Here is a 24,435-nt window from a genome sequence, read left to right on the forward strand (position 1 = left end):
TTAATTAGTGCGGATAGATAATATCCTCCATTACAAACTGGAAGGCTGAATCCATAAGAAAAACAACTAGCGCAATGAGTAGGGAAGCATATAAAACAACCACTGCGCTACTAGAAAGTTCTTTACGAGTAGGCCATGATACTTTATGGACTAATTCGTCATAAGATTCTTTACAATAATTTGCTACTTTCTGAAACATATTCTTTCAAGTTTAGCACGGGAGGAGAGGCTCGAACTCCCGACACCCGGTTTTGGAGACCGGTGCTCTACCAACTGAGCTACTCCCGTAAAAATCAGTTCCCGGTGTCTTACGACCGAGAACTGATCATATTAATTATCTAGTGATTAGTCAAGAAGTTCTGTAATCTGACCTGCACCTACAGTACGTCCACCTTCACGGATAGCAAAACGCAAACCTACATTCAATGCAACCGGGTAGATCAACTCAACTGTAATAGTTACGTTATCACCAGGCATTACCATTTCAGTTCCTTCCGGCAAAGTGATTTCACCTGTACAGTCCATAGTACGCAAGTAGAACTGAGGACGATACTTGTTATGGAACGGAGTATGACGACCACCTTCTTCTTTCTTCAAGATATAAACCTCAGCTTTGAACTTAGAGTGAGCCTTAACCTGACCCGGCTTACACAAAATCATACCACGTTTGATTTCGTTTTTGTCGATACCACGCAACAACAAACCAACATTATCACCAGCTTCACCTTGATCCAATAATTTACGGAACATTTCAACGCCAGTAACAACTGATTTCTTATCTTCACCCAAACCAAGAATTTCAACTTCGTCACCTACATGGATAATACCAGCTTCGATACGACCTGTAGCAACAGTACCACGACCAGTGATAGAGAACACGTCTTCAACAGGCATCAAGAAAGGTTTATCAATATCACGCGGAGGCAATGGAATCCAAGTATCAACTGCATCCATCAACTCCATTACTTTATCTTCCCATTGAGGAACACCATTCAAAGCACCTAATGCAGAACCACGAATAATAGGAGTATTATCACCATCGAAATCATAGAATGAAAGCAATTCACGCATTTCCATTTCTACCAATTCCAACATTTCTTCATCATCAACCATATCACACTTGTTCAAGAAAACAACCAAACGAGGTACGTTTACCTGACGAGCCAACAGGATGTGTTCACGAGTCTGAGGCATCGGACCATCAGTTGCAGCACAAACAATAATTGCGCCATCCATCTGAGCAGCACCTGTAACCATGTTTTTTACATAGTCGGCGTGACCCGGACAGTCAACGTGAGCATAGTGACGATTTGCAGTTTGATATTCTACGTGAGAAGTATTGATAGTAATACCTCTTTCTTTTTCTTCAGGAGCGTTGTCGATAGAATCGAAAGAACGCAATTCTGAAAGACCTTTTTTAGCCAACACAGTAGTGATAGCAGCAGTCAAAGTGGTTTTACCGTGGTCAACGTGACCGATAGTACCAATGTTAACGTGCGGTTTCGAACGTTCAAATTTCTCTTTAGCCATAGCTTTACTTGTTATTTATTTGATTAATAATCAGCAATTACGTTATCAAAGAGCTGTTAACGAGACTTGAACTCGTGACCTCTTCCTTACCAAGGAAGTGCTCTACCACTGAGCTATAACAGCAAGAAAAAAAAGAGCGGAAGACGGGGCTCAAACCCGCGACCCTCAGCTTGGAAGGCTAATGCTCTATCAACTGAGCTACTTCCGCAAAAAACCAAAGACCTTTCAAGTCTTAAGAATGTGGGCAAAGATGGATTCGAACCACCGAAGTCGAAAGACAGCAGATTTACAGTCTGCCCCATTTGGCCACTCTGGTATTTGCCCAACTTACTTTCAAAGAACAACAGCTTCTCAGCATCTTTTCTTGAGCCTCTTGTCGGATTCGAACCAACGACCCCGAGATTACAAATCACGTGCTCTGGCCAACTGAGCTAAAGAGGCTTGTCATATCTAACTTCGCAACCATTCCGCCTTGAATGGTTAAGCGGCTGCAAAGTTAGATATTTATTTTAAATCTCAAAAACTTTCGGTGTTTTTTTTTATTTACCGCGTAGTTTTTCTTTATATTTTGTCAATTGCTTAGAAAGCGCATCTACGCATACATCAACCGACTCTTCAAATGTATCACTCACCTTTTCTGCAAAAAATTCACCATTAGGCACCAGCACTTTTATACTAGCCTCCTTATTCATCGCAGTTTCAGGCTTTACAACTTTTAATGACACCTCCACTTTATTTATATCGTCACAATACTTTTCTAACTTAGCAGTTTTCTTCTGAATAAAATCCTGAAGTTTTTCTGTTGCATCGAAATGAATGGCTTGAATTCTAACTTCCATAAATACCTCCTTTTTTACGCTCTTGGATGAGCTTGTTCATAAACTTTTTTAAGTTCCTCAAAAGTCGTATGCGTATAAATTTCCGTTGTAGTCAGACTACTATGACCCAGTAATTCCTTCACTGCGCCCAACTCTGCCTCATTATTCAACATAGCAGTTGCAAAAGTATGCCTCAACACATGCGGACTTCTTTTTTTTAACGACACCACTTTTGACAGGTTCCGTTTCACTAAAAGATACACCTTTCCAGGATACATCCGTTTTCCGTTTTTTAGGACGAAAAACGCCTCTGCCTTTCCAGGCAACACTTCATTTCTTATTTTCAGATAAACAGACATCGCCCTTCGCAATTCTTCTCCAAAAGGAATTAAACGCTGTTTATTTCTCTTTCCCGTTACTTTTATCAGAAACGCAGAAAAATCGACATCCACATCATTCAGCCCTATCAACTCGGAAAGCCGCATGCCTGTAGCATAAAACATTTCCAACACCATTCTATCCCGACAACCTGTAAAATCCTCCTTAAAAGGAACATCATCCAAGAGTCGGTCCATTTCACGTTCTTTTAGAAATACAGGAAGAGGTTTCTTATTTTTCGGTCCAATGATTTTCAACATCGGATCCTCCTCTATCACACCTTTCTTTAGAAGGAAACGATAAAACGACCGGAGTGAACTCAGTTTTCGGTTTACAGAAGCAGATGTATATCCATTCTCCATCAGGTTCATCACCCAACCACGAACCAAATCAGCATCTACCGTTGTAAAATCGACTTTCTCGTCTTTCCCCTTGAAGTATTCTTCGAACTTGGTCAAATCTATTCCATAACTAACTATTGTTTTTTCAGAATAGTTTTTTTCAAATCGAAGATAATCCAAAAAAGAGTCTGTCATCATAAGAAACGTCGCTTATCAATTCAGCAACGAATATATGAAAAAGAATTCAATTATTCAAAGAATGTGCGAGTTTTTAATTATTCTTCTACTTGCTGAAGTTTCTGAACATAGATAGCACGTTCTCTTTTCAGTCTGTTCAATACAGACGGCTTGTCGAACTGCTGTCTAGCTCTTAGTTCTTTTACAACACCTGTTTTCTCAAATTTTCTTTTGAACTTCTTCAGCGCTTTTTCAATGTTTTCGCCTTCTTTTACTGGTACTACAATCATTGTTTTTAATTATTAAATATGTTGTTATTAATATTTTCCGATAGTCAAATTGCGGCGCAAAATTACACATACTTTCTTTATTTACAAAACTTTCCGCAATTATTTATTTAAAATAATCTAGAAATCGTATCTTTGCTTTCTAGTACAAACCATTATAAACCTATTAAAATGAAATCGGAAATTATAAATAGAATAGCTAGTCTGCGCAATTTCATGCGTAAACACAAGCTTTCAGCCTTTATTATTCCCAGTACGGATCCCCATTCGGGAGAGTATATCCCCAAACATTGGGAAGCACGTAAATGGATATCAGGTTTCACAGGTTCGGCAGGTACGGTTGTCGTAACACTGGATAAAGCCGGACTTTGGACAGATTCACGCTATTTTCTTCAAGCGGCCGAACAATTAGAAAACACAGGTATTACTTTATTCAAGGAACGATTACCGGAAACTCCTTCCATTGTAGAGTGGTTGGGCTGTGTATTGAATGCAGAAGACAATGTGGGTATAGACGGTTGGGTGAACAGCTATCAAGAAACAAGCAACTTACAGAAAGAATTAGAAAAAAAACAGATACACTTAACCCTTGCTCCCGATCCATTCAATGAATTATGGACAGATCGGCCTGCATTGCCCGATAACAAAGTGTTTATACATGAATTGAAATATGCCGGTCTCAGTTGCAAGGATAAAATCACTCAAATACGAGAAGCAATCCGTCGTAACAGTTGCACAGGCATTTTAATTTCCGCACTGGATGAAGTGGCATGGACCCTAAACTTACGGGGAAGTGACGTACACTGCAATCCGGTATTTGTAAGTTACCTTCTCATCACGGAATATAGTTCTACCTTATATATAATAGAGAATAAACTGTCAGATGAAGTAAAAGACTATCTAACAGAAAACGAAATTAAAGTAAGGCCTTATTCAACAATTGAAAAAGATTTAAAAGATTTTACCGGCAAACTCCTGTTGTCAGCTAATATCAATGCCGCTGTCCATGCAGCAGCCTGCGCCCATTCCTTAATAAAAATAGCTCCTTCGCCTGTACTTTTTTTAAAAGCGATAAAGAATGAGACAGAAATAGAAGGCTTCCATCGCGCAATGAAACGCGACGGAGTAGCCATGGTTAAATTTCTCCGCTGGCTGAAAGCTGCTGTTTCTACTGGAAATGAAACCGAAATAAGTATAGATAAGAAATTATACGAATTCCGCGCCGGACAACCCCACTTCAATGGTATCAGTTTTGACACCATTGCCGGATATAAAGCTCATGGCGCTATTGTTCACTATGAAGCAACCCCCGAAACCGATATTCCCTTAAAACCTGAAGGCATGCTGCTGCTGGACAGTGGAGCACAATATTTGGACGGAACAACTGATATTACTCGTACTATCGTTTTAGGAGCACTCACGAAAGAAGAAAAAACAGATTACACATTAGTCTTAAAAGGATTTATCCAACTCTCAATGGCTCAATTTCCACATGGAACTTGCGGAACACAACTAGATGCGCTGGCTCGCCTCCCTATGTGGAAAGCCGGAATCAATTACCTGCATGGAACAGGCCACGGTGTAGGTTGTTTTCTGAATGTACACGAAGGTCCTCACCAATTCCGCATGAACCACATGCCGGCCTTACTTGTTCCAGGCATGACAGTAACCAACGAGCCCGGTATATATAAAACCGGACGCCATGGAGTACGTACGGAAAATACCATGTTAATTGTTCCGTCACAAGAAACAGAATTCGGCACTTACTATAAATTCGAGCCACTTACCCTCTGCCCTATTGACAAAGAAGCCATCCTGACAGATATGCTGAGCGATGAAGAAATAACATGGTTCAACCAATATCATGAAAAAGTTTACAATTGTTTGAATCCGGAATTGAACAACGAGGAACGCGAGTGGTTAAAAGAAGTAACATCTCCTTTAAAACGGTAGAAATTAATTATGGCACTTATAAAATCAGTGAGAGGATTCACTCCAAAAATCGGCGAGAACTGTTATTTAGCCGATAATGCCACTATTATTGGCGATGTTGTAATTGGAAAAGATTGCAGCATTTGGTTTAACGCCGTATTACGCGGCGATGTTAATGCTATCCGCATAGGTAACCGCGTAAATATCCAGGACGGCAGTGTAGTACATACATTATATCAAAAATCAGTTGTCGAAATCGGGAATGATGTTTCTGTAGGACATAATGTAACCATACATGGTGCGACTATAAAAGACGGCGCTCTAATTGGAATGGGCTCTACCATACTAGACCATGCGGTCGTAGGTGAAGGAGCTATTGTAGCTGCCGGAGCGCTGGTACTCAGTAACACCGTCATCGAACCTGGAAGCCTATGGGCAGGAGTTCCAGCCAAATTTATCAAAAAGATTCCCGAGGCACAAAGCAAAGAACTCAATCAGAAAATAGCCAATGGATATTTAATGTATGCTTCCTGGTTTAAGGAGGAAGAAAAATAATTCTACATATAAAGAAAAGTTAGTATTCATTTAAAATGAGTGATTATGAAAAAAATTATTATTGCCGCATGCATGGCACTTTTAGGTTGTGGTTCTGTTTTTGCACAACAAGGGAAACAAGCTATTGGTGGAAATCTAAGTTATGGAACTGAAATAGAGAGCGTTGGTATTGGTCTGAAATATCAATATAATATTACTGATCAAATCAGAATAGAGCCGTCTATGAATTACTTCTTTAAAAATGATGGACTTAGCATGTTTGACATCAACGCAAATATCCACTACCTTTTTCCCATAGCAAGCAATATTAGTCTATATCCATTAGCAGGATTTACATACACTAACTGGCATTTGGATTTAGGGAAAGCAGGCGATTACGATGTCAGTGGAAGTGATGGAAAATTTGGAGTTAATTTAGGGGCAGGTATGGAGTTTGACTTAGACAAAAGCTGGAGTTTAAACTTTGATATTAAATACCAATTAATCAGCGACCTAGACCAAGCCGTATTCAATCTTGGCGTAGCCTATAATTTCTAGTTAATAGCCAAAGAAGGATAAAGTTGTTTTTAAATGCACCTTTATCCTTCTTCACCTTACTAAAAACATACCTGCTCTACCTATTTTTACACTAATCTACAATATGGCATACCATGAATAACATACGACAACTCACAAAAGATGAATACCCAAAAGCCATCGAACTATCTTGGCAAGTTTTCACCATCACCGGCAAAGAAGATTTCAACAATGAGGGATTGGAATTTTTCAAAAGCTTTATTTATAACAAAAAATGTATAAACGAAATCATATTTTATGGTAGTTTTGACAATGAAGCTCTAACAGGCATTTTAGGTATAAAAAGTAATGGCAAACATATCTCCCTATTTTTTATCAAGCCAGAATATCACAGGCACGGATTAGGAAAAAAACTTTTCCACTACGCCTCCACCCTCCATCCTTCCATTGAAACAACGGTTAATTCTTCTACTTATGCTATTCCTTTCTACCGGAGTCTGGGATTTGCTGTCGTAGGAGAAAAACAAAATTACCATGGGCTCTGCAGTACCCCCATGAGACGCTATCATGCTGTATTTGTACAAAAGAACAAGTACACACTACGTACTTGGCAAACAGAAGACGCTCATTCATTAGTTCAAGAACTGAATAACAAAAAGATTTGGGACAATTGCCGCAACGTATTCCCCCACCCTTACAGGCTAGAGCATGCGGAAACCTTTATTGACCTCATCCAGAAAAAAGAAGGCATTCATGATTTTTGTATTGAAGTTAATGGAAAAGCCGTAGGCAATATCGGATTTACACCAGGCACAGATGTGGAATGCTTCAATGCCGAAGTAGGGTACGTTATCGGAGAAAAATATTGGAACCAAGGTATTGTAACCGACGCATTACAAGAAGCCATCTACCATTACTTCACTTATACGAATACAATACGTATATTCGCACTTGTCTTTGAACACAACCTTCCTTCCATGCGAGTATTAGAAAAGGCCGGCTTCAACAAAGTCGGAATAATGACAAAATCCATTTTCAAGAACGGTCATTTCACCAATGCACATCTTTTCGAGTTGCTTAAAAACGTTTAGTATCCGGAAAATGCCAAAAGAACTTACAATAAATGTTATATTACACATATTCATCCTTTGTCCGAAAGACATAAACCCACTCCTTTCACAGTCTTTATCTGTATCCGTTCATCATCAGCAAACAATTTTCTAAGTCGAGTAACAAAAACATCGAGACTACGTGATGCAAAAAAATCATCCTCCGTATCCCATAGTCTTGAAAGAATAATATCCCGCCTCACTAGTTCATTTTTCTTTTTACAAAGCATCTGAAGCAATTTCGCTTCGCGTTCCGTCATTGTCTTTTGTACACACGACGAATGCTTTAATACTGCATGAACAGCATCAAATGTATAATTTTCACCAATCCGATAAATCTCACTTTCATTAGCGGCTCCCATTCCCCGCTTCATTTTCAACAAAGCACCAATATGCGCATCCAGTTCTTCCGCCAAAAAAGGTTTCTTAATATAATTATTCACCCCCAATTCATAACCTTTCACCACATCTTTAGGCGAAACCCTGCCCGAGGTAAAAACAATGGGAATAAATCCATCCGTTTCCCGAATACGACGTACCATTTCATAACCATCCATAACAGGCATCTCAATGTCTGAAATAATGATATCAAGATGTTGCTCCTTCCATATCTTCAACCCTTCTTCGCCATTAGAAGCGGTCATCACCTCGTATCCACCTATCATATCCTCCAATCCACCACGAATAATATAACAAAGATTGGCATCATCTTCCACCAACAACAGTTTTATCATATCATCTTCCTCCTTAAAAAATATTTATTTCTTCTCCCCACTCGGCAAAAAAAGAAAAAATTCACTATACTCCCCTTCAATGCTTTCTACACACACTTTTCCACCATGCGCTTCAGCCACGCGGAAAACATAATTCAAACCCAATCCGAAGCCTGACGCACCGCCTTTACGGCTGCGGTCGGCAGCCGAAGCACGCTCGTACTTCTCGAAAATACGACTCTGGTCCTTCAACGGAATACCTATGCCGTTATCTCTTACCTTTATCAAATAAAAGTTATAGTCCTGACGCAAGGATGAAATCTGTATGTCCACCTCTTCACCTGAATATTTTATAGAATTATCTACCAAATTACCGATAGCTTCTTTCAAGAATTCTTCATCAGCATATACCCATTCCGATTCCAAATGAAGAGAGAAATGTACTGGTTTATCTGCCTTAGCAGTATATTTCTCAATAAGATCCTCTAACATCGGACGGAGTTGTATCTCCTTTTTCCAAAGCCTCAATTGAGCATTTTCCAATTTTGACAGCGTCAGCACTTTGTTAGTCAGTGACAATAAATGTTCACTCTCGTCCTCCAATATCTGAAAATGCTTCTCGCGTTTATCCGGAAAAATATCCAACTTTCCTGATTTCAACATTCGGGTCCCCATCAAAATACAGGCAAGAGGAGTCTTCATCTCATGAATCATGGCGTATGAGAAATCCTCACGCATCCTAGCTATTTTATTCTGATGAGCAATAATACGAATCTGATAAACAAGACAATAGACGATCATTGCCATCATCAAGACAGTAGCAATGAGGAGCAAGGTCATCTGCTGGAAAATAACCCAATAAGGATTAACAATAAAAGCCTGAAGATTCTCCGTACATTTATAATTGATAGGTTGTAATCCGGTTTTCAACAAGCCATAATCCCCTACCTGTATGGAACGGGAACTTCTAAGAATATTCCCCAGCGAATCTGTCACACAAGTTATTACTTCTGCATCCAATCCTTCGGCAGCAAGGCCTGTCCGATAAATAGAATCTAAACTTGACAAAGAAACAGACAATTTATAATCCCTCTTGACAATTTCTTGCATGGAAACCTGCATATTGGACATCAACCATTGGTTCACATTTTTATCACCTCTGCCATCCTCAAAAAAATCATAATCTTCATCCAGATTTATTCTAACCATAATGGAAGTATCTTTGTCCTTATACTTCTTTTGCAAAGAATCTTGATATACTTCCATGCGATAAAACACCTCACGCATCGTTGCATCTCTAAATACTTCATTGCTTCTGAACTGTATACTTTCCTTAGTTAGCTTATAGGTATTTACAAGCCAAACGTACTGCAAACAGATGATTGCCAACAGTCCGATACAAGCTACCCAACGAATATGTTTGATTGTCATACACTTATATCCTATCCATACTTTGTTAACATTGTGTTAACCTGCCATTAACCACGTAAGGAAAAAAGTCTCCCTACTTTTGTTTCGTCAAAGTTAAAGAAAATATTAAAAACAAATAGATATGAAAAAGCAAAATTTTATCATCACATCGCTATTTTTATTTTGGGTTATAGGAACAACCACTGCACAAACCATTACCGGAAAGGTTACAAACATCCATGCACAAGCCATTGACGGTGCAACCGTCATCCTACAAACCATTGATTCTACTTTTGTGGACGCCGTAATCACAGATACCACCGGTTACTTCAGGTTCAACCGGCAACCAGCATCTTATCGGCTGATTTTCCAACACATCATGTACGAAACCCTCTTATTGACAACTACAGGAGAAGACGCAGGCACGATTACCCTGAAAAGTAAAGATTATGCTTTGGACGAAGTTATCGTCAAAGGGGAACGCCCTCTTGTAAAAGTGGAAGGAGGAAAATTATCCTATGATCTGTCACAGCTCACCACACATAAGATCGTGAGCAATGCCTATGAAATCCTTCAGCAATTACCCGGTGTACAGGAAATAAACGGCAACCTTTCATTAGCAGGCACACACAATCTGAGCATTATTTTAAACGGAAGGCCCACAACAATGAATCACGAACAGTTGACCATTTTATTAAAAAACACTCCGGCTTCACGTGTAGAAAAGGCAGAAATTATGTATAGCACACCGCCGCAATATCATGTAAGAGGTGCTGCCATCAACTTACTTTTGAAAGGTTACCGTCCTGAAGAAAGTGGGTTGCAAGGAGAAGTTAACGCCGGATATCTATACAATTACAGAAGTGGCACACAAGGAGGAATCAGCCTGCTTTACACCACTCCTAAATGGAATATAGACTTGCTATATAATACCCATTATGAACAAAACAGACAAACAACAGATACGTACTCACATCACACCTTAAAAAATAATATATATGATATCTGTCAACACAATGATATTGACAGGAAAGGAATAACACATTATGTACGAACAGGCGCTGAATATAAATTCAATGATAATGCTCATATCAATCTAGCCTATACTGGTGTCTTCAACCCTAACAACGATAATCATTCATATTCCGACGGGAACATCACAACCGCAGACAACCGGACAAAAAAGGAGGCTCGAATGCACAATATCGCTTTAGATTATCTCTCTGGCTTCGGTATGAAAGCTGGAATAAACTATACCTCCTACCATTCCGAAAGTCATCAGCAATTCACCAACAAAGACAACAAGAACCAAACAAGCGAATTTCACACGACTAGCGGACAAACAATAGACCGCTGGAAAATATACGTAGACCAGTCACACACACTACCACGAGAGTGGACCTTAAACTATGGCACCTCTTTAACTTATGCCAGTGACCATAATACTCAGTTCTATCATACCCAAAACGGAACAGACATGAGCGAACTCAATACAAACAATCGTTATAATGAATATACATATGACTTCTACGTCGGATTCAGCAAAAACATGGGAGAACATTTGTCTTTCAGCGCGTCCATAACCGGAGAATATTACAAAACGGCCCGTTATCATGCATGGGCGGCTTATCCTACAACTGAATTAACATACGTAATGACCCCAGCACATATTCTACAACTTTCATTCACATCAGATAAGACCTATCCCAGCTACTGGGATCTGAGCGAAAGTACCGGCTATATAAGTGGTTATGAAGAAGTACAAGGCAATCCAATGTTAAAGCCATCCACCGATTATTCCGCAAATCTGAATTATATTTTAAAGAACAAGTATATCTTCAGCCTGGCTTATGATTATCAACCCGATTTATTTCAGCAACTAGCCTATCAAAGCACAGAACGCCTGGCTTTGATTTACAAAACCTTAAACTGGGATTATCAGCAAAGTTTCTCAGCCACGACTATCATTCCCTTCAAAATCGGACATTGGTTGGACAGTCACGTCACACTGCAAGCTGAATACCGTCAAGCAAAATGTAACAAATTCTTCGATCTTTCTTTCAACCACAGCAAGTGGATCGGACTCGCCATGTTACAAAATAATATAATACTTTCTACCAAACCGGATATTCGCATGGAACTGACCGGACTTTATTTGAGCCCATCTATCCAGGGAAGTTATGATTTAAATCATATCTGGGCCATCCATACCGGAATACGTTGGAACTTTGCTAACCAAAAAGCAAGTATCCAAGTGAAGGCCAATGATCTGTTCAATTCGATGGAAGGCAACATAGATGTGACACTACGTAATAAAGGACAATACATGGACATGCACACCAACAACTATTCACGCAACATAACTTTATCCTTTACCTACAAGTTCGGAGGGTATAAAGAAAAACAGCATAAACCAATAGATACTTCCCGGTTCAAATAAAGCATCATCAATGGTATCATGATACAATAATGAGGGGCAGATTCGTACATCCGCCCCTCATTCGATTATTTCATAACAGAAAGTATCTTACTATATTCAGACTGATTGTTCAATGTCTCAATAGCTTTTTTCAAATCAGGATCATCTTTCAAGCGTTGCAATATCGCGCCACGTTGGAAATAATAACGTTTCAAAATCTCCTGAGCAATAGCATCTTTTATCTCTTTCGAGAACCTGTCCAGCTCATGATCCAAATTATGCGTCAATTTCGTTTCCAAAGCGGCAAACTCCTCTTTTGCCCCATCCATATATCCTTCAAACTCCGCTATTTCTTTCAAGTTCTTCAGCATCTTCTCACTTTGACGGTCATAAGTAAACTTACGCTTATGTAACATCTTCTTAAAATCAACATAGTCAGCATCTGTTATTGTAAAGTCTTTCACTTCCCCTACCTGAGAATGCTTGATACAATATTGGGTAGCATAATCAAAAATCATATCATCATTAAGCAGATAAAACATAATGTTTGGGAAATTTTCAACTTTCACCTCCACATCCGGACGAATACCGCCACCATCACGCACTTCACGTCCGGCTGCTGTATGGAATACATTGGTCAGGCTGTCCGGAGTACGAGCCACCGCCCCGTCAGCATTACGTTTAGCGTAATCAATGGCTTGAATGCATCGTCCGCTGGGAATATAATACTTTGCAGTAGTCACTTTCATGCTACTGTTATAAGGCAATTCACGAGGTACCTGTACCAACCCTTTACCATACGTACGGCTTCCTACCACAATAGCCCGATCAAGGTCCTGCAAGGAACCTGAAACAATCTCGGATGCCGAAGCTGTAGAACCGTCCACTAGCACAGCCAGCGGAATCTCTGTATCTACCGGTTCATTCATTGTTTTATAAGTGGTACCAGCTTGTTTAATCTTACCTTTTGTTACCACAATCTCTTTCCCTTTCGGCACAAAGAAATTCACTACATTCACTGCTTCCCCCAACAAACCGCCACCATTGCCACGCAAATCGAGAACAATAGATTTAGCACCTTGCTGTTTCAATTCTATCAATGCCTTCTTTATATCTTTTGAACAGTTCTCTATAGCAAAAGTACTGATAACAATATATCCCACATTATTGCCTACGATTCCATAATAAGGTACAGGGTTCGTACGGATGGTAGAACGGGTTATTTTAAATTCCATTGGCACATAAGTACTATCAGAAGTAGGTCTCTCAACTTTCAACACACAAGTTGTTCCCGGCTCACCACGCAAATTATCACTGACATACGAGGTCAGATCATTGGGAATTCTATCTCCCTGGGCCATATCTTTTCCATTGATCTCCATGATGATATCACCGGCTTTCAGTCCTATTTCGGCAGCAGGGCTTCCTTCGGAAGGTTCAATAATAGCCACACGCTTTCGGGGAGTATAATAACGTATTACCGATCCGATACCGCCAAACTTTCCGCTAGTCATTTCCTTTAGTGTATTATCTTCTTCAGGATAATACTCCGTGTAAGGGTCGGTCTGCGCCAACATAGCATCAATACCATATTTTATCACTTTCTCAGGATCAATAGTATCAACATAAAACATATCCAATTCCTTGAATATCGCATTGAAGATATCCAAGTTTTTTGCTATCTGGAAATTACGGTCATCACCTTTATTAAAACTAAACAAAGCGCTACCTGTCAGGCCCACGCAAATCATTAACAATATTTTCTTACTATTCCACTTCATCACTTTATGTATTTGTGAACCGCAAATTAATACATTATTCTATTCAAGCCTGTAGAAGGGCCTCTATATTTAACTTTATTTCGTCCCATTTTTTCTTTGATAAGGTTGTACCCACCACTTGTATCACATTGGATGCTAAAATAGAACCTATAATGGAACACTTCTCCAAAGAATAACCACAAGTCAGTCCATACAGAAAACCTGCTGCATAATAATCTCCCGCGCCAGTGGTATCCACGACTTTTTTTACCGGAGGTACCTCTAGTTTGATGCATTCCGTACCTTTCTTTATACATGAACCTTGGGCACCTAGTTTTACTATTACAACACTGCATTTAGAAGCAATTTCATTGATAGCCCCCCATGCATCCTTGCCTGTATAAGCCTTTGCCTCTTCCTCATTAGCAAAAACAATATCCACGTATTTAGTTATCAAAATATCGAAGAATTCCAAGTCCCCTTCCACAATATTATAACTGGCCATATCCAAGCAGATTTGCAATCCAGCCTCTTTTCCTAATTGCATAGCACGAAGAATCAATTCATGATCCTGTACCAAGTATCCTTCTATATATAGATATGCATACCCCTTAAACATATCCAACGTCAGATTTTCGGCTTTCATAGTAGCAGCAGCTCCCAGATAAGTTCCAAAAGTACGTTCCCCATCCGGTGAAATGAAAGTAGAAGCCACTCCTGTAGGCAAATCACCGGCGAGCAATTTCATGTCAATTCCCTGCTTCAAACCGTTTTTTTTAAAATATTGCCCAAAATCATCGTTTCCTATCTTTCCGATAAATCCCGGGTATGCCCCTAGGTTAGCTAACGCCAAAACTGTATTTCCCGCACTTCCCCCTGTAGCTTTATGCGTTTTCATACCAGAGAATTTACCACTGATTTTCAAAAACTTATCTTCATTTATAAGTTGCATGCTTCCTTTGGGCAAACTCATCTCATCTAGTAGCGAATCATCTTGCAAAGTAACAAGAACGTCAACCAATGCATTGCCCATTCCAATTATTTTATCCATTTATCTAAAATTTTTCTGCAAAGATATTGCATATTTCGGAAAAACCTATTATCTTTGCACCGCATTTGAGAGAAAAACCTTCTTCGTTAGCTCAGTCGGTTAGAGCATCTGACTGTTAATCAGAGGGTCCTTGGTTCAAGTCCAAGACGAAGAGCTCTTTTAAAGTCAAATGCAAATTTTCTTCGTTAGCTCAGTCGGTTAGAGCATCTGACTGTTAATCAGAGGGTCCTTGGTTCAAGTCCAAGACGAAGAGCACAAAGGTTCGCAGATAGCGAGCCTTTTTTGTTATCATACATATCATAAAAGGATCAGGGCGGCTCAGTTTGAAAACTTAGGGAAATTAGTTAAAAACCTTATCTTTGGCGCATAAGACAGAAGCTTCCCACCCCCGTGACTCCACTGGAGATATTGAGCTTGTTCCTTCCTGCAGGCCTGCTTGACTACTTCTTACGGCTACTTACTACAGACTCCGCCAATGGACCGTAGAGCCCATTGCAGCAGACTGTATAGTCCACCCAAGCAGACCTTACAGTCCACTGGCGGAGACTGTAGCAGATGACTGTAAAAAAAGGCTTAACTATATGGAAGAAACAGCTTACACAACCACTCTATTCCGGTTTTATCTTTTTCAGATAATCAGAAGGAGCCATACCGAATTCATCTTTAAAACACTGACGAAAATAGACCGTACTGTTAATTCCCACCTTGAACGCAACTTCTGAAATATTGTATTTCCCCTCTAATAACAAACGTTCCGCATATTGCATCTTTATTTTGCGGATATATTCATTGGTGGAAAGTCCGGTCAATGCCTTCATCTTCCGATATAGGGTAGAATTACTCATACACATGGCGTCCGACAAATAACCGATATCAATTTTCTCAGAAGAAAGACGATCTTCAATCAGCTTGTTAATCTTCTCAAGGAACTCATTATCCAATTTATTCATAGACTCGGTTACTGCCGCACGTTTGTCAATGAGTATGGAATTCGTATTAAAACGCTCTGCCAACAACTTGCGGGATTCAAGCAAATTATGGATACGGCTATGCAACAAAGTAGCACTGAAAGGCTTTGTCAGATAAGAGTCAGCACCCACTTGATACCCTTCTTCCTTATCTTGCAAAGAATCCTTTGCCGTCAGCAAAATAATGGGAATATGGCTGGTACGCAAGTCTTCTTTCAATTTCCGGCACATCACAATGCCGTTCATCACCGGCATCATGATATCACTGACTATAATATCAGGAATGCAGCCCAATGCTTGTTCCAAACCTTGTTCACCATTGGCGGCAGTCCTCACTTCAAAATCGTCCGAGAAAGATTCTACAATATAATCACAGATGTCCCTATTATCTTCCACTATCAGCAGAATACGCTTACCACTATGCACAGGTTCTATATTTTCTTCTTTTTCGTCCTTTTCATCGGAAGTTTTCTCCGTCGAGTCAGCATGCAGCACATGGGGATACGTGTTATCCGTCAGCAGACTGACATAAAAAGTACTTCCCACATTCAAAGAACTTTCAACCCTGATCTCCCCCTCATGCAAAACTACCAGGTTCTTTACCAGAGCCAGACCAATACCTGTTCCTGAAGCCTGATGTTCGCTTCCCTCTTGATAATAACGGTCAAAAATATGAGGCAATGCATCGGGAGCAATACCGAAACCGGTGTCACTCACACTGATTTCCGTATGGTGTATATTATTCCGGACCACCTGATGTAATCCTAAAGTTATAGTTCCTTTCTCTGTATATTTTATAGCATTGGAGATCAAATTATCCAGCATAATCGTTACTACCTCCTTATCAAAAAACAAAGACATATCTTCCTGCTCAATCTCAAGACAGAAATCAATCTCAGGTTTCCGGTTCAATTCCTTATACTTCAGTCCGATCTCGTGTACAAGGGCTGCCAGATTGTCACGACTTACACATAATTTCTTGTTTTGGGTTTCCGTTTTTCTGAACTCCAGTATCTGATTAATCAGGTTCAACAACCGGATGGCGCTTTGATGGATAACCGATATTTTCTGTGAATCTTTCCCTGATAAAGAATTACTTTTCTGCATATCTTCCAACGGTCCCAGAATCAACGTCAAAGGGGTACGCAACTCATGTGTGATATTGGTATAGAAACGTAAACGCTCATTATTCAGTTCCTGTTCCTGCTCATGATTTTTCTTCTCCAACTCATAGAGAGACTCCATATCCAGTTTCTTTTTATAGGCATGAAGAATAAAATACAGGACAGAAACACCCGAAAGAATATAAAATAACTTGGCCCACCACGTAAGCCATACAGGCGGGTCAATACGGATATCCAGAGAAGCTATCTCATCCGCCCATTCCTGATTCCGTATTCTTGTCTTTACCTGAAAACAATAATTTCCCGGAGGTATATTACGGAAAGTCACATTATTAGGATCGGTTACTGTATACCATGAATTTTCCAACCCTTTCAACATATAAGCATATTCCACTTGATCGGCCAAGGCATAATTCTGTATATTGAAGGTGACGCTGAAGTTATTTTGCATATAGCTTAAACGTACTTCCGACTGGCCTTCAAGCGCCATCACCTTTTCATTACTGTCCGTATCACGCAACGGGCCGAATATACGCATCTCCGTAATAATTGCAGCAGGTGACTCTCGTTTTTCCAATACCTGATCTGGATTAAAACGGCATAAGCCATTGATTGAGCCAAAATAAAGTGTTCCATCCTTAGCTTCCGCCACACTTCCACTCATGAAATTGCCCATAGGCACATTATCCCAATGATCGTAATTATAGAAAACCTCCTTGTCTTTCAACAAGCAGCTGATACCTTTATTGGTGCTCACCCATATATTTCCATGATTATCTTCCGTAATGGCACGTATATGGACATTGGACAAACCCTCCTCACTGCGATATACTTTATAGTCCCAACTCTGAGAGGATGGAAAACAAACCAGACCTTCTCCCGTTCCTATCCACATTCTGTTCTGACTATCCATATAAACAGTATTGATAGTATTAGAGGGAAAAAGAGAAGTCACGTTAAAAAGTTTAACGCACTGAAAATGTTCATCAAAAACCCCTAATCCTCCTCCGAAAGTACCAATCCATAAACGATTAAGATTATCTTTCGAGATACATCTCACCAGATTATTCTCTACTGTATAATGATCTGCAATGCCTTTATCATGCAAGCGTACCTTATAGATGCCATTACTAGTTCCTATCCATACATATTCTGCATCTTCATATAGTGCACGCACATCTTCCCCTGTTTTATCTTTAGGAAAAATCTGGTGAAAACTTTTCTTTTTCACATCATAAAAATCCACTCCTCCCATAAACGATCCAAACCAAAGGTTTCCTTCCGAATCACAAAGTGCAGCCTGTATGGAATTATCAGTCAAATCACCGGTTTCTTCTTTATAAACCGCCACCCGCTTGCCTTTATCAAATACATTGATGCCTCCCCCATCGGTTCCGATCCATAACTTTCCATCCCTTGCTACGCATACACTACTTGCTGTCTTATTATTCAGGCTACTACCCGAATGCTGGATAGGAGAATAACTATAAACATTAAAATAGGAAGATTCATGGCTAAGAAAATTAATTCCACCTCCCCACATACCAGCCCATACATTTTTAAAGGAGTCCTGAAACAAACAACGTACAGTAGAATTAGAGAGACTGTATTCATCATCCCCTTCCTTTATATATTGAAAACGCACTTGGTCAGGAGAAAGAAACATACGTTGCGTTAAATCCAAAATGGCTATTCCTCCAAATTCCATGGCAATCCAAAGTTTATTCCCATCAAATTGTCTGATATCAAATACGGTATGAGGAACCCCGTCCTCACTATGATGAAAATGGATAAAATTTTCGGCTTCCGGATTGAACAGTGCCAGCCCCCGGTCTGTTCCCAGCCAAATATTACCGCTTAAGTCCTTATAAATGCAAGTTACCCCATTACCTGGCAAACTGACCGGATCTTCAGGGTCATGCATAAAGTTCTTTACTTTTTTATCTTTAAGAGACAACACACTGAATCCATGATGCACATGCCCCATATACAACTTTCCATCTCCTCCATCAACAACCGACCAAATATTATCGCTAGCCAATCCCGGAACTGTTTGAGTATTGTAATGAATGAATTTTCCAGCCTTTTTATCGAAATAATCTACTCCCCGCCAATATGTCGTAATCCAAAGATTACCATCTGTAGCTGCCACAATCTTAGTAACATCATCCGTTATCAGACTTTCGGGGTTCTCGCCATCATGCCTATAGCAAAGAAAAGTGTTATTTACATAGTCATACGCATTCAGACCGGCCCTTTGCGTGCCTATCCAAAGGATAGAATCCTGAGGATCATCCAACAAACAATTCAGTTCATTGCCTGTTATACCCTGCCTTGTCAAATCTTCATTCTTCAAATAAGTAATGAAACGGGTACCATCGAATTTGTTCAACCCTTCCTCCGTGGCAAACCACAGAAAGCCCTGTTTGTCTTGAGCAATGCTCACCACATAATTATTGGATAATCCCTTCTCTATACCAAGCTGCTTAACAGAATAAGGTTGTGCCAATGAAACAACCGACAGCAGCAAGAGCCAAAGTACGAATATCTTTCTCATAGCATCAGTGTACACATTGTTAAATAATATGGTTCAAAAATACAAATAAAGTCTGTATTTTAGATACATAATCATGCATTGCAAGATTTACCTCCCTTTTCTGCAAGATTTATATCAGGATTTTAATTCTTCTTCACGTACATTTGCACCACTAACGAATTTAATTCGTCCTCTATTAGAGTAGATGTTTAATCTTCAAATACTAATAAAATATGAAAAAGAAACATTTGTATGGTGCCATGTTATGGGCTTTTCTTGTAACTGCAAACCTATGTACGGGATGTAGTGATGATAACGACTACCCCGATGTAGACGGGCAAAATCCAACAATGACATTAGCAACAGACCACATCGAGTCCGGAGCGGGACATCGATTTACTATTGAAGGGGCATTAGAAGACAAAGACGGTATTGCTTCTATCAGCCTACAATGTGCCGACCTGCATTTGAACAAGACAATTGATTTAATCGAAATCTATGGTGCTCCGCAAGAGAGTTATGATTTAAGTTATTACTTTGACATAAACCGAAATGAAATCGGCGAACGTTTCACAGTCAAAGTTACTGTAACCGATGTAGGAGGACGCAGTATATCTCAAGATGTATTAATCACAATGGACGGAGATTTTGCAGCTCCGGTATTTTCTGCTGCCCCGGATGCCACTGTTACAGTATTAATGAAAAATGAAACGAAATTCAATCTTCGGTTCACGGCTACAGATGATCGTGCATTGGATTATGTCACAATTAATATTCCAGGTATAGACGGGTTTGACAACCGCCGTGTAGATGCTGATGGAAAAAGTTCATTGAACTTTGCCGAAATAATAGTATTCCCCAATGAACCGAAAAGTTATAATGTGACAATTACCGCTTTTGACAAGAAAGAAAACTCAACCACTACCACCAGTGTATTGAATATCTCAGAAATGCCGGATTTTCCCAAAATGTATCTGGCAGATGTGGCAACTGCCGAAGAACTGAATAGTGATATATTCGGGGTACCGATGGTAATTGAACATACAGGTGAATATCAGTATAAAGCAAATTATTACTGTCAAAAAGCCGGAACTAAAATATTCTTCTTACCACAAAAGAGTGACTTCACTCCTATTTGTTTCGGGCTTGATCCAGAGGATAACACCAAACTGACAGACGATCCCGAAACAGCAATGCCAATCGTACTTGACCAAGCCAATGTTTATTATGAAATTAATATTGATGTGAAGAACAGTACATACAATCTGAAAACTTACTCAATTGCCGATGCTGTAGACCCCATACCTCACACATACGGTTCTATCAGCCTTGACACATGGGGTGACGGTGGTTCGTGGTTACAGGAATTCTATTTCGGATATATGACCAGTAGCCCAACTGAAGTCCTGCGTTTCACTCAAGATAAGACCAATCCTCACCTGTTCTATTTGGATACCCCCCTATTCCTGGAGGCAGGTACTAAAATGAATTTCGTTATTCATAACTGGCACTCCGACGGATGGTGGAATTATTGCACGTGGCGTGTAGACAACTCAGACGAACCGGAGATCTTCGGATATTATGGTAAAGAAGCCAAATATACCAATCCGGCATGGACCAAACCCGATCATGTAGGTGACAATTGGGCAAAACCAACAGTGAACGTCACAGGGAATTATAAACTTATATTCGACGCTCATTTGGAAAGAGCTAAACTCATTCCGGCCAATTAACAAGTAACATTAGATTTAAGATATGAAAAAGCAAATATTATTATTGTGTCTTGCGCTGACAAGTCTATGTAGCTATGCGCAGACCATCACTGTAAAAGGTGTAGTAACCTCGGCTTCAGATAAAGAACCGATGATTGGTGCAACAGTGCAAGTAAAAGGTACAGGTACAGGTACTATTACAAGTATTGATGGTGATTATTCACTAAACGATGTTGCCAAGGATGCCGTACTTGTGTTCTCCAGCATAGGATATGAGACTCAAGAAATAAAGGTAAACGGACAAACCGTTATCAATGTAGTGCTGAAAGATGCCAGTGAATTACTGGACGAAGTAGTGGTTATTGGTTATGGAGCCGTGAAAAAAAGTGACCTGACCAGTTCTATATCTACCGTAAAAGGAAAAGAAATTACCGAAACTGTAACCGGTAATGCAATGGACGCCTTGCAAGGTAAAATCAACGGTGTTCAAGTAACCAGTGGTGGTGGTCCGGGCGCACAACCAAAAGTTCTAATCCGTGGTGTAACAACAGTAAACGGAACCGATCCTTTGTATGTAGTAGATGGCATGCCGGTAGGTACAAACATCAACTTCCTAAACAGTAATGACATTGAATCTATGGAAGTTTTAAAAGACGCTTCGGCTGCTGCCATTTACGGAACACGTGCTTCTAACGGTGTCATTCTAATCACAACCAAAAAAGGAATGGCAGGAAAAACAAATATCAGTTTTAATGCATCTGCAGGTTTCCAAACATTGTCAAAACCCAAAATGGCTAATGCCGCCGAATATAAAGAAGTATTCAATACCCGATACACAAATGACGGAGGAACTTCTATTTGGAATGATACAGGCGCTACTACCAATCCCGGAGGAACAGACTGGTGGGACGAAGTAATCAACAAAACTGCTTTAGTGCAAAATTACTCACTCAATATCTCCGGTGGTTCAGACAAACTGGTTTATAACCTGAGTATGGGTTACTACCGTAACAATTCACAATATGACTATGGTTATTGGGACAAAATCAACGCACGCCTTAATACAGAATATACATTTAATAAATATGTAAAAATGGGTTTCGACATTGCCCCACGTGTAGAATCATGGGATGATACCCCCGATCTTTTTTCAGCTGCCATGTCTATGGACCCCACAACTCCTATATTCAAGCCGGAAGATCAATGGGTGGATAACGAATTCAATAACTATCAGCGTTCTTACAACAACCAGGAGTGGAACCCTGCCGGTTCATTGGCTCGCCAAAATTCCCACTCCCGTGAAATGGGTACAATTGTAAATACTTATTTACAGATAAACCCTATTCAAAAACTGACCCTGCGCACGCAGTTCGGCGCTAATGCACACTTCCGCCGTACAGACAAATTCACTCCTGAATTCTATATTGATGCTTTGGAACAATCTACATTAAGTAATGTTTCCCGTGAAATGCAGGAATGGCTTGATTGGAACTGGACTAATACTGCTACTTACATCACGACTTTTGCAGAAAAGCATAATATTAATGTAATGGGTGGCTTTACAGCTGAACGCTTTGCTGAATTCCAATCAAAAGCCTCACGTGACGATGTTCCTAATAATATGGATCAAATGCAGGAAGTAAATGCCGGTACACAAAACCAAAAGTCAGAAGGTAAAACTGCTTACAGCACATTAGTATCTTATTTAGGACGCGTGATGTATAACTATGACAATCGTTACTATCTAACAGCTTCTATTCGTGCAGACGGTTCTTCTCGTTTCCCCAAAGGAAACAAATATGCCATCTTCCCTTCTGTTTCTGCTTCATGGCGTATCATCAGTGAAAGTTTCATGCAAGACCAGAAGATTTTCAGTAACTTGAAATTACGCGGAGGTTGGGGACGTGTAGGTAATCAAAACATAGATAATGATGCTACGCTGACTTTGTTAGGACAATCTGATTATGTATTCGGTACAGCTCCAGGACGTGTTTCAGGTACTATGGTATCAGGCGTTGGCAATAATTTGCTAAAATGGGAAACAGTAGAAGACTGGAACGTAGGTGTGGATATGTCCTTCCTTGACTCCCGTCTAGACATGACCTTTGAGTATTTCCAAAAGAAATCTTCTGATATGCTCTATCAGAAACAAAATATCTTCGCCATCGGATACCCCGACTGGAACAGTACAGTATGGATGAATATAGGTAGTATGAAAGCTAGCGGTTGGGAATTAAGTCTGAACTGGCACGACAAAGTAGCAGACTTCCGATATAATGTGGGATTGAACCTTTCCGCAGTGAAAAATAAAGCTGTTAAATTCTCCGGTGACGGTCCTATCCAAACTGGAGGTTTCAACAGCGACCAAATTATCCGTAATGAAGACGGTGGCTTGATTTCACGCTTCTACGGCTACGTAGCCGATGGTATTTTCCAAAATTGGGATGAAGTTTATGCTCACACCAACGAAAATGGCAAGCTGGTACAATCCAATGCCCAACCCGGTGACATTCGCTTTAAGGATTTGAATCATGACGGAGTGCTAGATGAAAATGATAAAACATGGATCGGTAACCCATATCCCGATTTGATGGTAGGTTTGAACTTGGGTTTCAGCTATAAAAACATCGATTTCACAGCCAACTTCTATGGTACATTCGGTAATGATATTTTCAATAAGACCAAAGGTTTATACTCCGGCGTAAGTGGGCAAAACGTTTGGACAGGTACATTGCAGAAAGCATGGCATGGCGAAGGAACCAGCAACGATATTCCTCGTCTGTCCTACAATGATTTGAATCAGAATTACACACGCGTTTCAAGTTTCTTTGTAGAAGACGGCTCTTATATGCGTTGCAAACTATTACAAGTGGGTTACACACTCCCCAAGAAGTGGTTGAACGGAACCGAATTGCGTCTCTCATTGTCGGCTCAAAATCCTTTCACTATCACCAGCTACTCAGGTATGGATCCTGAACGTCCACAGATTGGTAAAGATGGCAGTGTAATTGAAACCGGTATTGACGGCATCGCTTATCCTAACCCACGTACTTTCTTATTTGGAATTGATTTAAAATTTTAACCCTCAAGGTATAAACC

Annotated in this window: 17 protein-coding genes, 7 tRNA genes and 1 pseudogene; 10 read left to right on the forward strand and 15 right to left on the reverse strand. The window is 40.0% G+C overall.

All coding sequences use genetic code 11. From position 1 onward, the window contains the following. Window positions 1-4: 4 nt before the first annotated feature. The 10 genes from secE to rpsU form a co-directional block, all read right to left on the reverse strand. Window positions 5-199, reverse strand: a complete 195-nt coding sequence (gene secE, locus BVU_RS21300; RefSeq protein ID WP_005850630.1) for a preprotein translocase subunit SecE — start codon at window positions 197-199, stop codon at window positions 5-7. Between the two features lie 16 nt (window positions 200-215). Continuing rightward, window positions 216-288: transfer RNA gene (locus BVU_RS04160), tRNA-Trp, on the reverse strand. Between the two features lie 57 nt (window positions 289-345). Then, window positions 346-1,530, reverse strand: coding sequence for an elongation factor Tu (gene tuf, locus BVU_RS04165; protein WP_005844822.1), 1,185 nt, complete (start codon window positions 1,528-1,530; stop codon window positions 346-348). Between the two features lie 51 nt (window positions 1,531-1,581). Then, window positions 1,582-1,653: transfer RNA gene (locus tag BVU_RS04170), tRNA-Thr, on the reverse strand. Between the two features lie 12 nt (window positions 1,654-1,665). Next, window positions 1,666-1,738 (reverse strand) — tRNA-Gly (locus BVU_RS04175). Between the two features lie 33 nt (window positions 1,739-1,771). After that, window positions 1,772-1,854: transfer RNA gene (locus tag BVU_RS04180), tRNA-Tyr, on the reverse strand. Window positions 1,855-1,897: 43 nt separating this feature from the next. After that, a tRNA-Thr gene (locus tag BVU_RS04185) sits at window positions 1,898-1,971 on the reverse strand. 98 nt (window positions 1,972-2,069) lie between these two features. Next, entirely contained in the window at window positions 2,070-2,369 is a 300-nt protein-coding gene (hpf, locus tag BVU_RS04190; RefSeq protein WP_005844821.1) for a ribosome hibernation-promoting factor, HPF/YfiA family, read from the reverse strand. 14 nt (window positions 2,370-2,383) lie between these two features. Beyond that, the gene (locus BVU_RS04195; RefSeq protein WP_005844819.1) at window positions 2,384-3,265 is read right to left on the reverse strand and encodes a tyrosine-type recombinase/integrase; all 882 of its coding nucleotides are present in this window, start codon (window positions 3,263-3,265) and stop codon (window positions 2,384-2,386) included. Between the two features lie 77 nt (window positions 3,266-3,342). Beyond that, complete coding sequence (rpsU, locus tag BVU_RS04200; protein ID WP_005844817.1) at window positions 3,343-3,534, reverse strand: 30S ribosomal protein S21; 192 nt, start codon at window positions 3,532-3,534, stop codon at window positions 3,343-3,345. Between the two features lie 168 nt (window positions 3,535-3,702). On the opposite strand from rpsU, the gene BVU_RS04205 reads away from it, so the two are divergent. From BVU_RS04205 to BVU_RS22995, 5 genes and pseudogenes are all read left to right on the forward strand, one after another. After that, entirely contained in the window at window positions 3,703-5,484 is a 1,782-nt protein-coding gene (locus BVU_RS04205) for an aminopeptidase P family protein (RefSeq protein WP_005850627.1), read from the forward strand. A 9-nt stretch (window positions 5,485-5,493) separates the two neighbouring features. After that, on the forward strand, window positions 5,494-6,018 hold the full coding sequence (locus BVU_RS04210) for a gamma carbonic anhydrase family protein (RefSeq protein WP_005844814.1): 525 nt from the start codon (window positions 5,494-5,496) through the stop codon (window positions 6,016-6,018). 45 nt (window positions 6,019-6,063) lie between these two features. Beyond that, window positions 6,064-6,555, forward strand: a complete 492-nt coding sequence (locus BVU_RS04215; protein WP_005850625.1) for a porin family protein — start codon at window positions 6,064-6,066, stop codon at window positions 6,553-6,555. Between the two features lie 113 nt (window positions 6,556-6,668). After that, window positions 6,669-7,037 (forward strand): annotated as a pseudogene (locus tag BVU_RS22990) (GNAT family N-acetyltransferase); the annotation flags it as partial. 51 nt (window positions 7,038-7,088) lie between these two features. After that, window positions 7,089-7,625 (forward strand): GNAT family N-acetyltransferase, encoded by a 537-nt coding sequence (locus tag BVU_RS22995; RefSeq protein ID WP_008781407.1) that lies wholly within the window; start codon window positions 7,089-7,091, stop codon window positions 7,623-7,625. Window positions 7,626-7,675: 50 nt separating this feature from the next. On the opposite strand, the gene BVU_RS04225 is transcribed toward BVU_RS22995, so the two are convergent. Together BVU_RS04225 and BVU_RS04230 are read right to left on the reverse strand one after the other, a co-directional pair. Beyond that, window positions 7,676-8,377 (reverse strand): response regulator transcription factor, encoded by a 702-nt coding sequence (locus BVU_RS04225; RefSeq protein WP_005844593.1) that lies wholly within the window; start codon window positions 8,375-8,377, stop codon window positions 7,676-7,678. A 24-nt stretch (window positions 8,378-8,401) separates the two neighbouring features. Next, entirely contained in the window at window positions 8,402-9,787 is a 1,386-nt protein-coding gene (locus BVU_RS04230) for a sensor histidine kinase (RefSeq protein WP_005844590.1), read from the reverse strand. A 121-nt stretch (window positions 9,788-9,908) separates the two neighbouring features. Here BVU_RS04230 and BVU_RS04235 point away from each other — a divergent pair, with 121 nt between their 5' ends. Beyond that, window positions 9,909-12,206, forward strand: coding sequence for an outer membrane beta-barrel family protein (locus BVU_RS04235; protein WP_005850621.1), 2,298 nt, complete (start codon window positions 9,909-9,911; stop codon window positions 12,204-12,206). A gap of 65 nt (window positions 12,207-12,271) precedes the next feature. Here BVU_RS04235 and BVU_RS04240 read toward each other — a convergent pair whose 3' ends face one another. Together BVU_RS04240 and BVU_RS04245 are read right to left on the reverse strand one after the other, a co-directional pair. Then, complete coding sequence (locus BVU_RS04240) at window positions 12,272-13,966, reverse strand: S41 family peptidase (RefSeq protein WP_011964907.1); 1,695 nt, start codon at window positions 13,964-13,966, stop codon at window positions 12,272-12,274. Between the two features lie 43 nt (window positions 13,967-14,009). Then, on the reverse strand, window positions 14,010-14,996 hold the full coding sequence (locus BVU_RS04245) for an adenosine kinase (RefSeq protein ID WP_011964908.1): 987 nt from the start codon (window positions 14,994-14,996) through the stop codon (window positions 14,010-14,012). 80 nt (window positions 14,997-15,076) lie between these two features. Here BVU_RS04245 and BVU_RS04250 point away from each other — a divergent pair. Both BVU_RS04250 and BVU_RS04255 read left to right on the forward strand, forming a co-directional pair. Further along, window positions 15,077-15,150 (forward strand) — tRNA-Asn (locus tag BVU_RS04250). Window positions 15,151-15,175: 25 nt separating this feature from the next. Then, window positions 15,176-15,249 (forward strand) — tRNA-Asn (locus BVU_RS04255). 355 nt (window positions 15,250-15,604) lie between these two features. Here the strand turns inward: BVU_RS04255 and BVU_RS04260 are convergent. Continuing rightward, window positions 15,605-19,645 carry a hybrid sensor histidine kinase/response regulator transcription factor gene (locus BVU_RS04260; RefSeq protein WP_011964909.1) on the reverse strand — a complete coding sequence of 1,347 codons (4,041 nt, stop codon included), beginning with the start codon at window positions 19,643-19,645 and terminating at the stop codon, window positions 15,605-15,607. A 212-nt stretch (window positions 19,646-19,857) separates the two neighbouring features. On the opposite strand from BVU_RS04260, the gene BVU_RS04265 reads away from it, so the two are divergent. Both BVU_RS04265 and BVU_RS04270 read left to right on the forward strand, forming a co-directional pair. Then, window positions 19,858-21,357: a hypothetical protein gene (locus BVU_RS04265; protein ID WP_011964910.1), complete on the forward strand. Its 1,500-nt coding sequence runs from the start codon at window positions 19,858-19,860 to the stop codon at window positions 21,355-21,357. A gap of 22 nt (window positions 21,358-21,379) precedes the next feature. Beyond that, on the forward strand, window positions 21,380-24,418 hold the full coding sequence (locus BVU_RS04270; protein ID WP_011964911.1) for a SusC/RagA family TonB-linked outer membrane protein: 3,039 nt from the start codon (window positions 21,380-21,382) through the stop codon (window positions 24,416-24,418). Window positions 24,419-24,435: the final 17 nt, after the last annotated feature.

The sequence above is a fragment of the Phocaeicola vulgatus ATCC 8482 genome, from assembly GCF_000012825.1.
In the GTDB taxonomy this organism is placed as follows: domain Bacteria; phylum Bacteroidota; class Bacteroidia; order Bacteroidales; family Bacteroidaceae; genus Phocaeicola; species Phocaeicola vulgatus.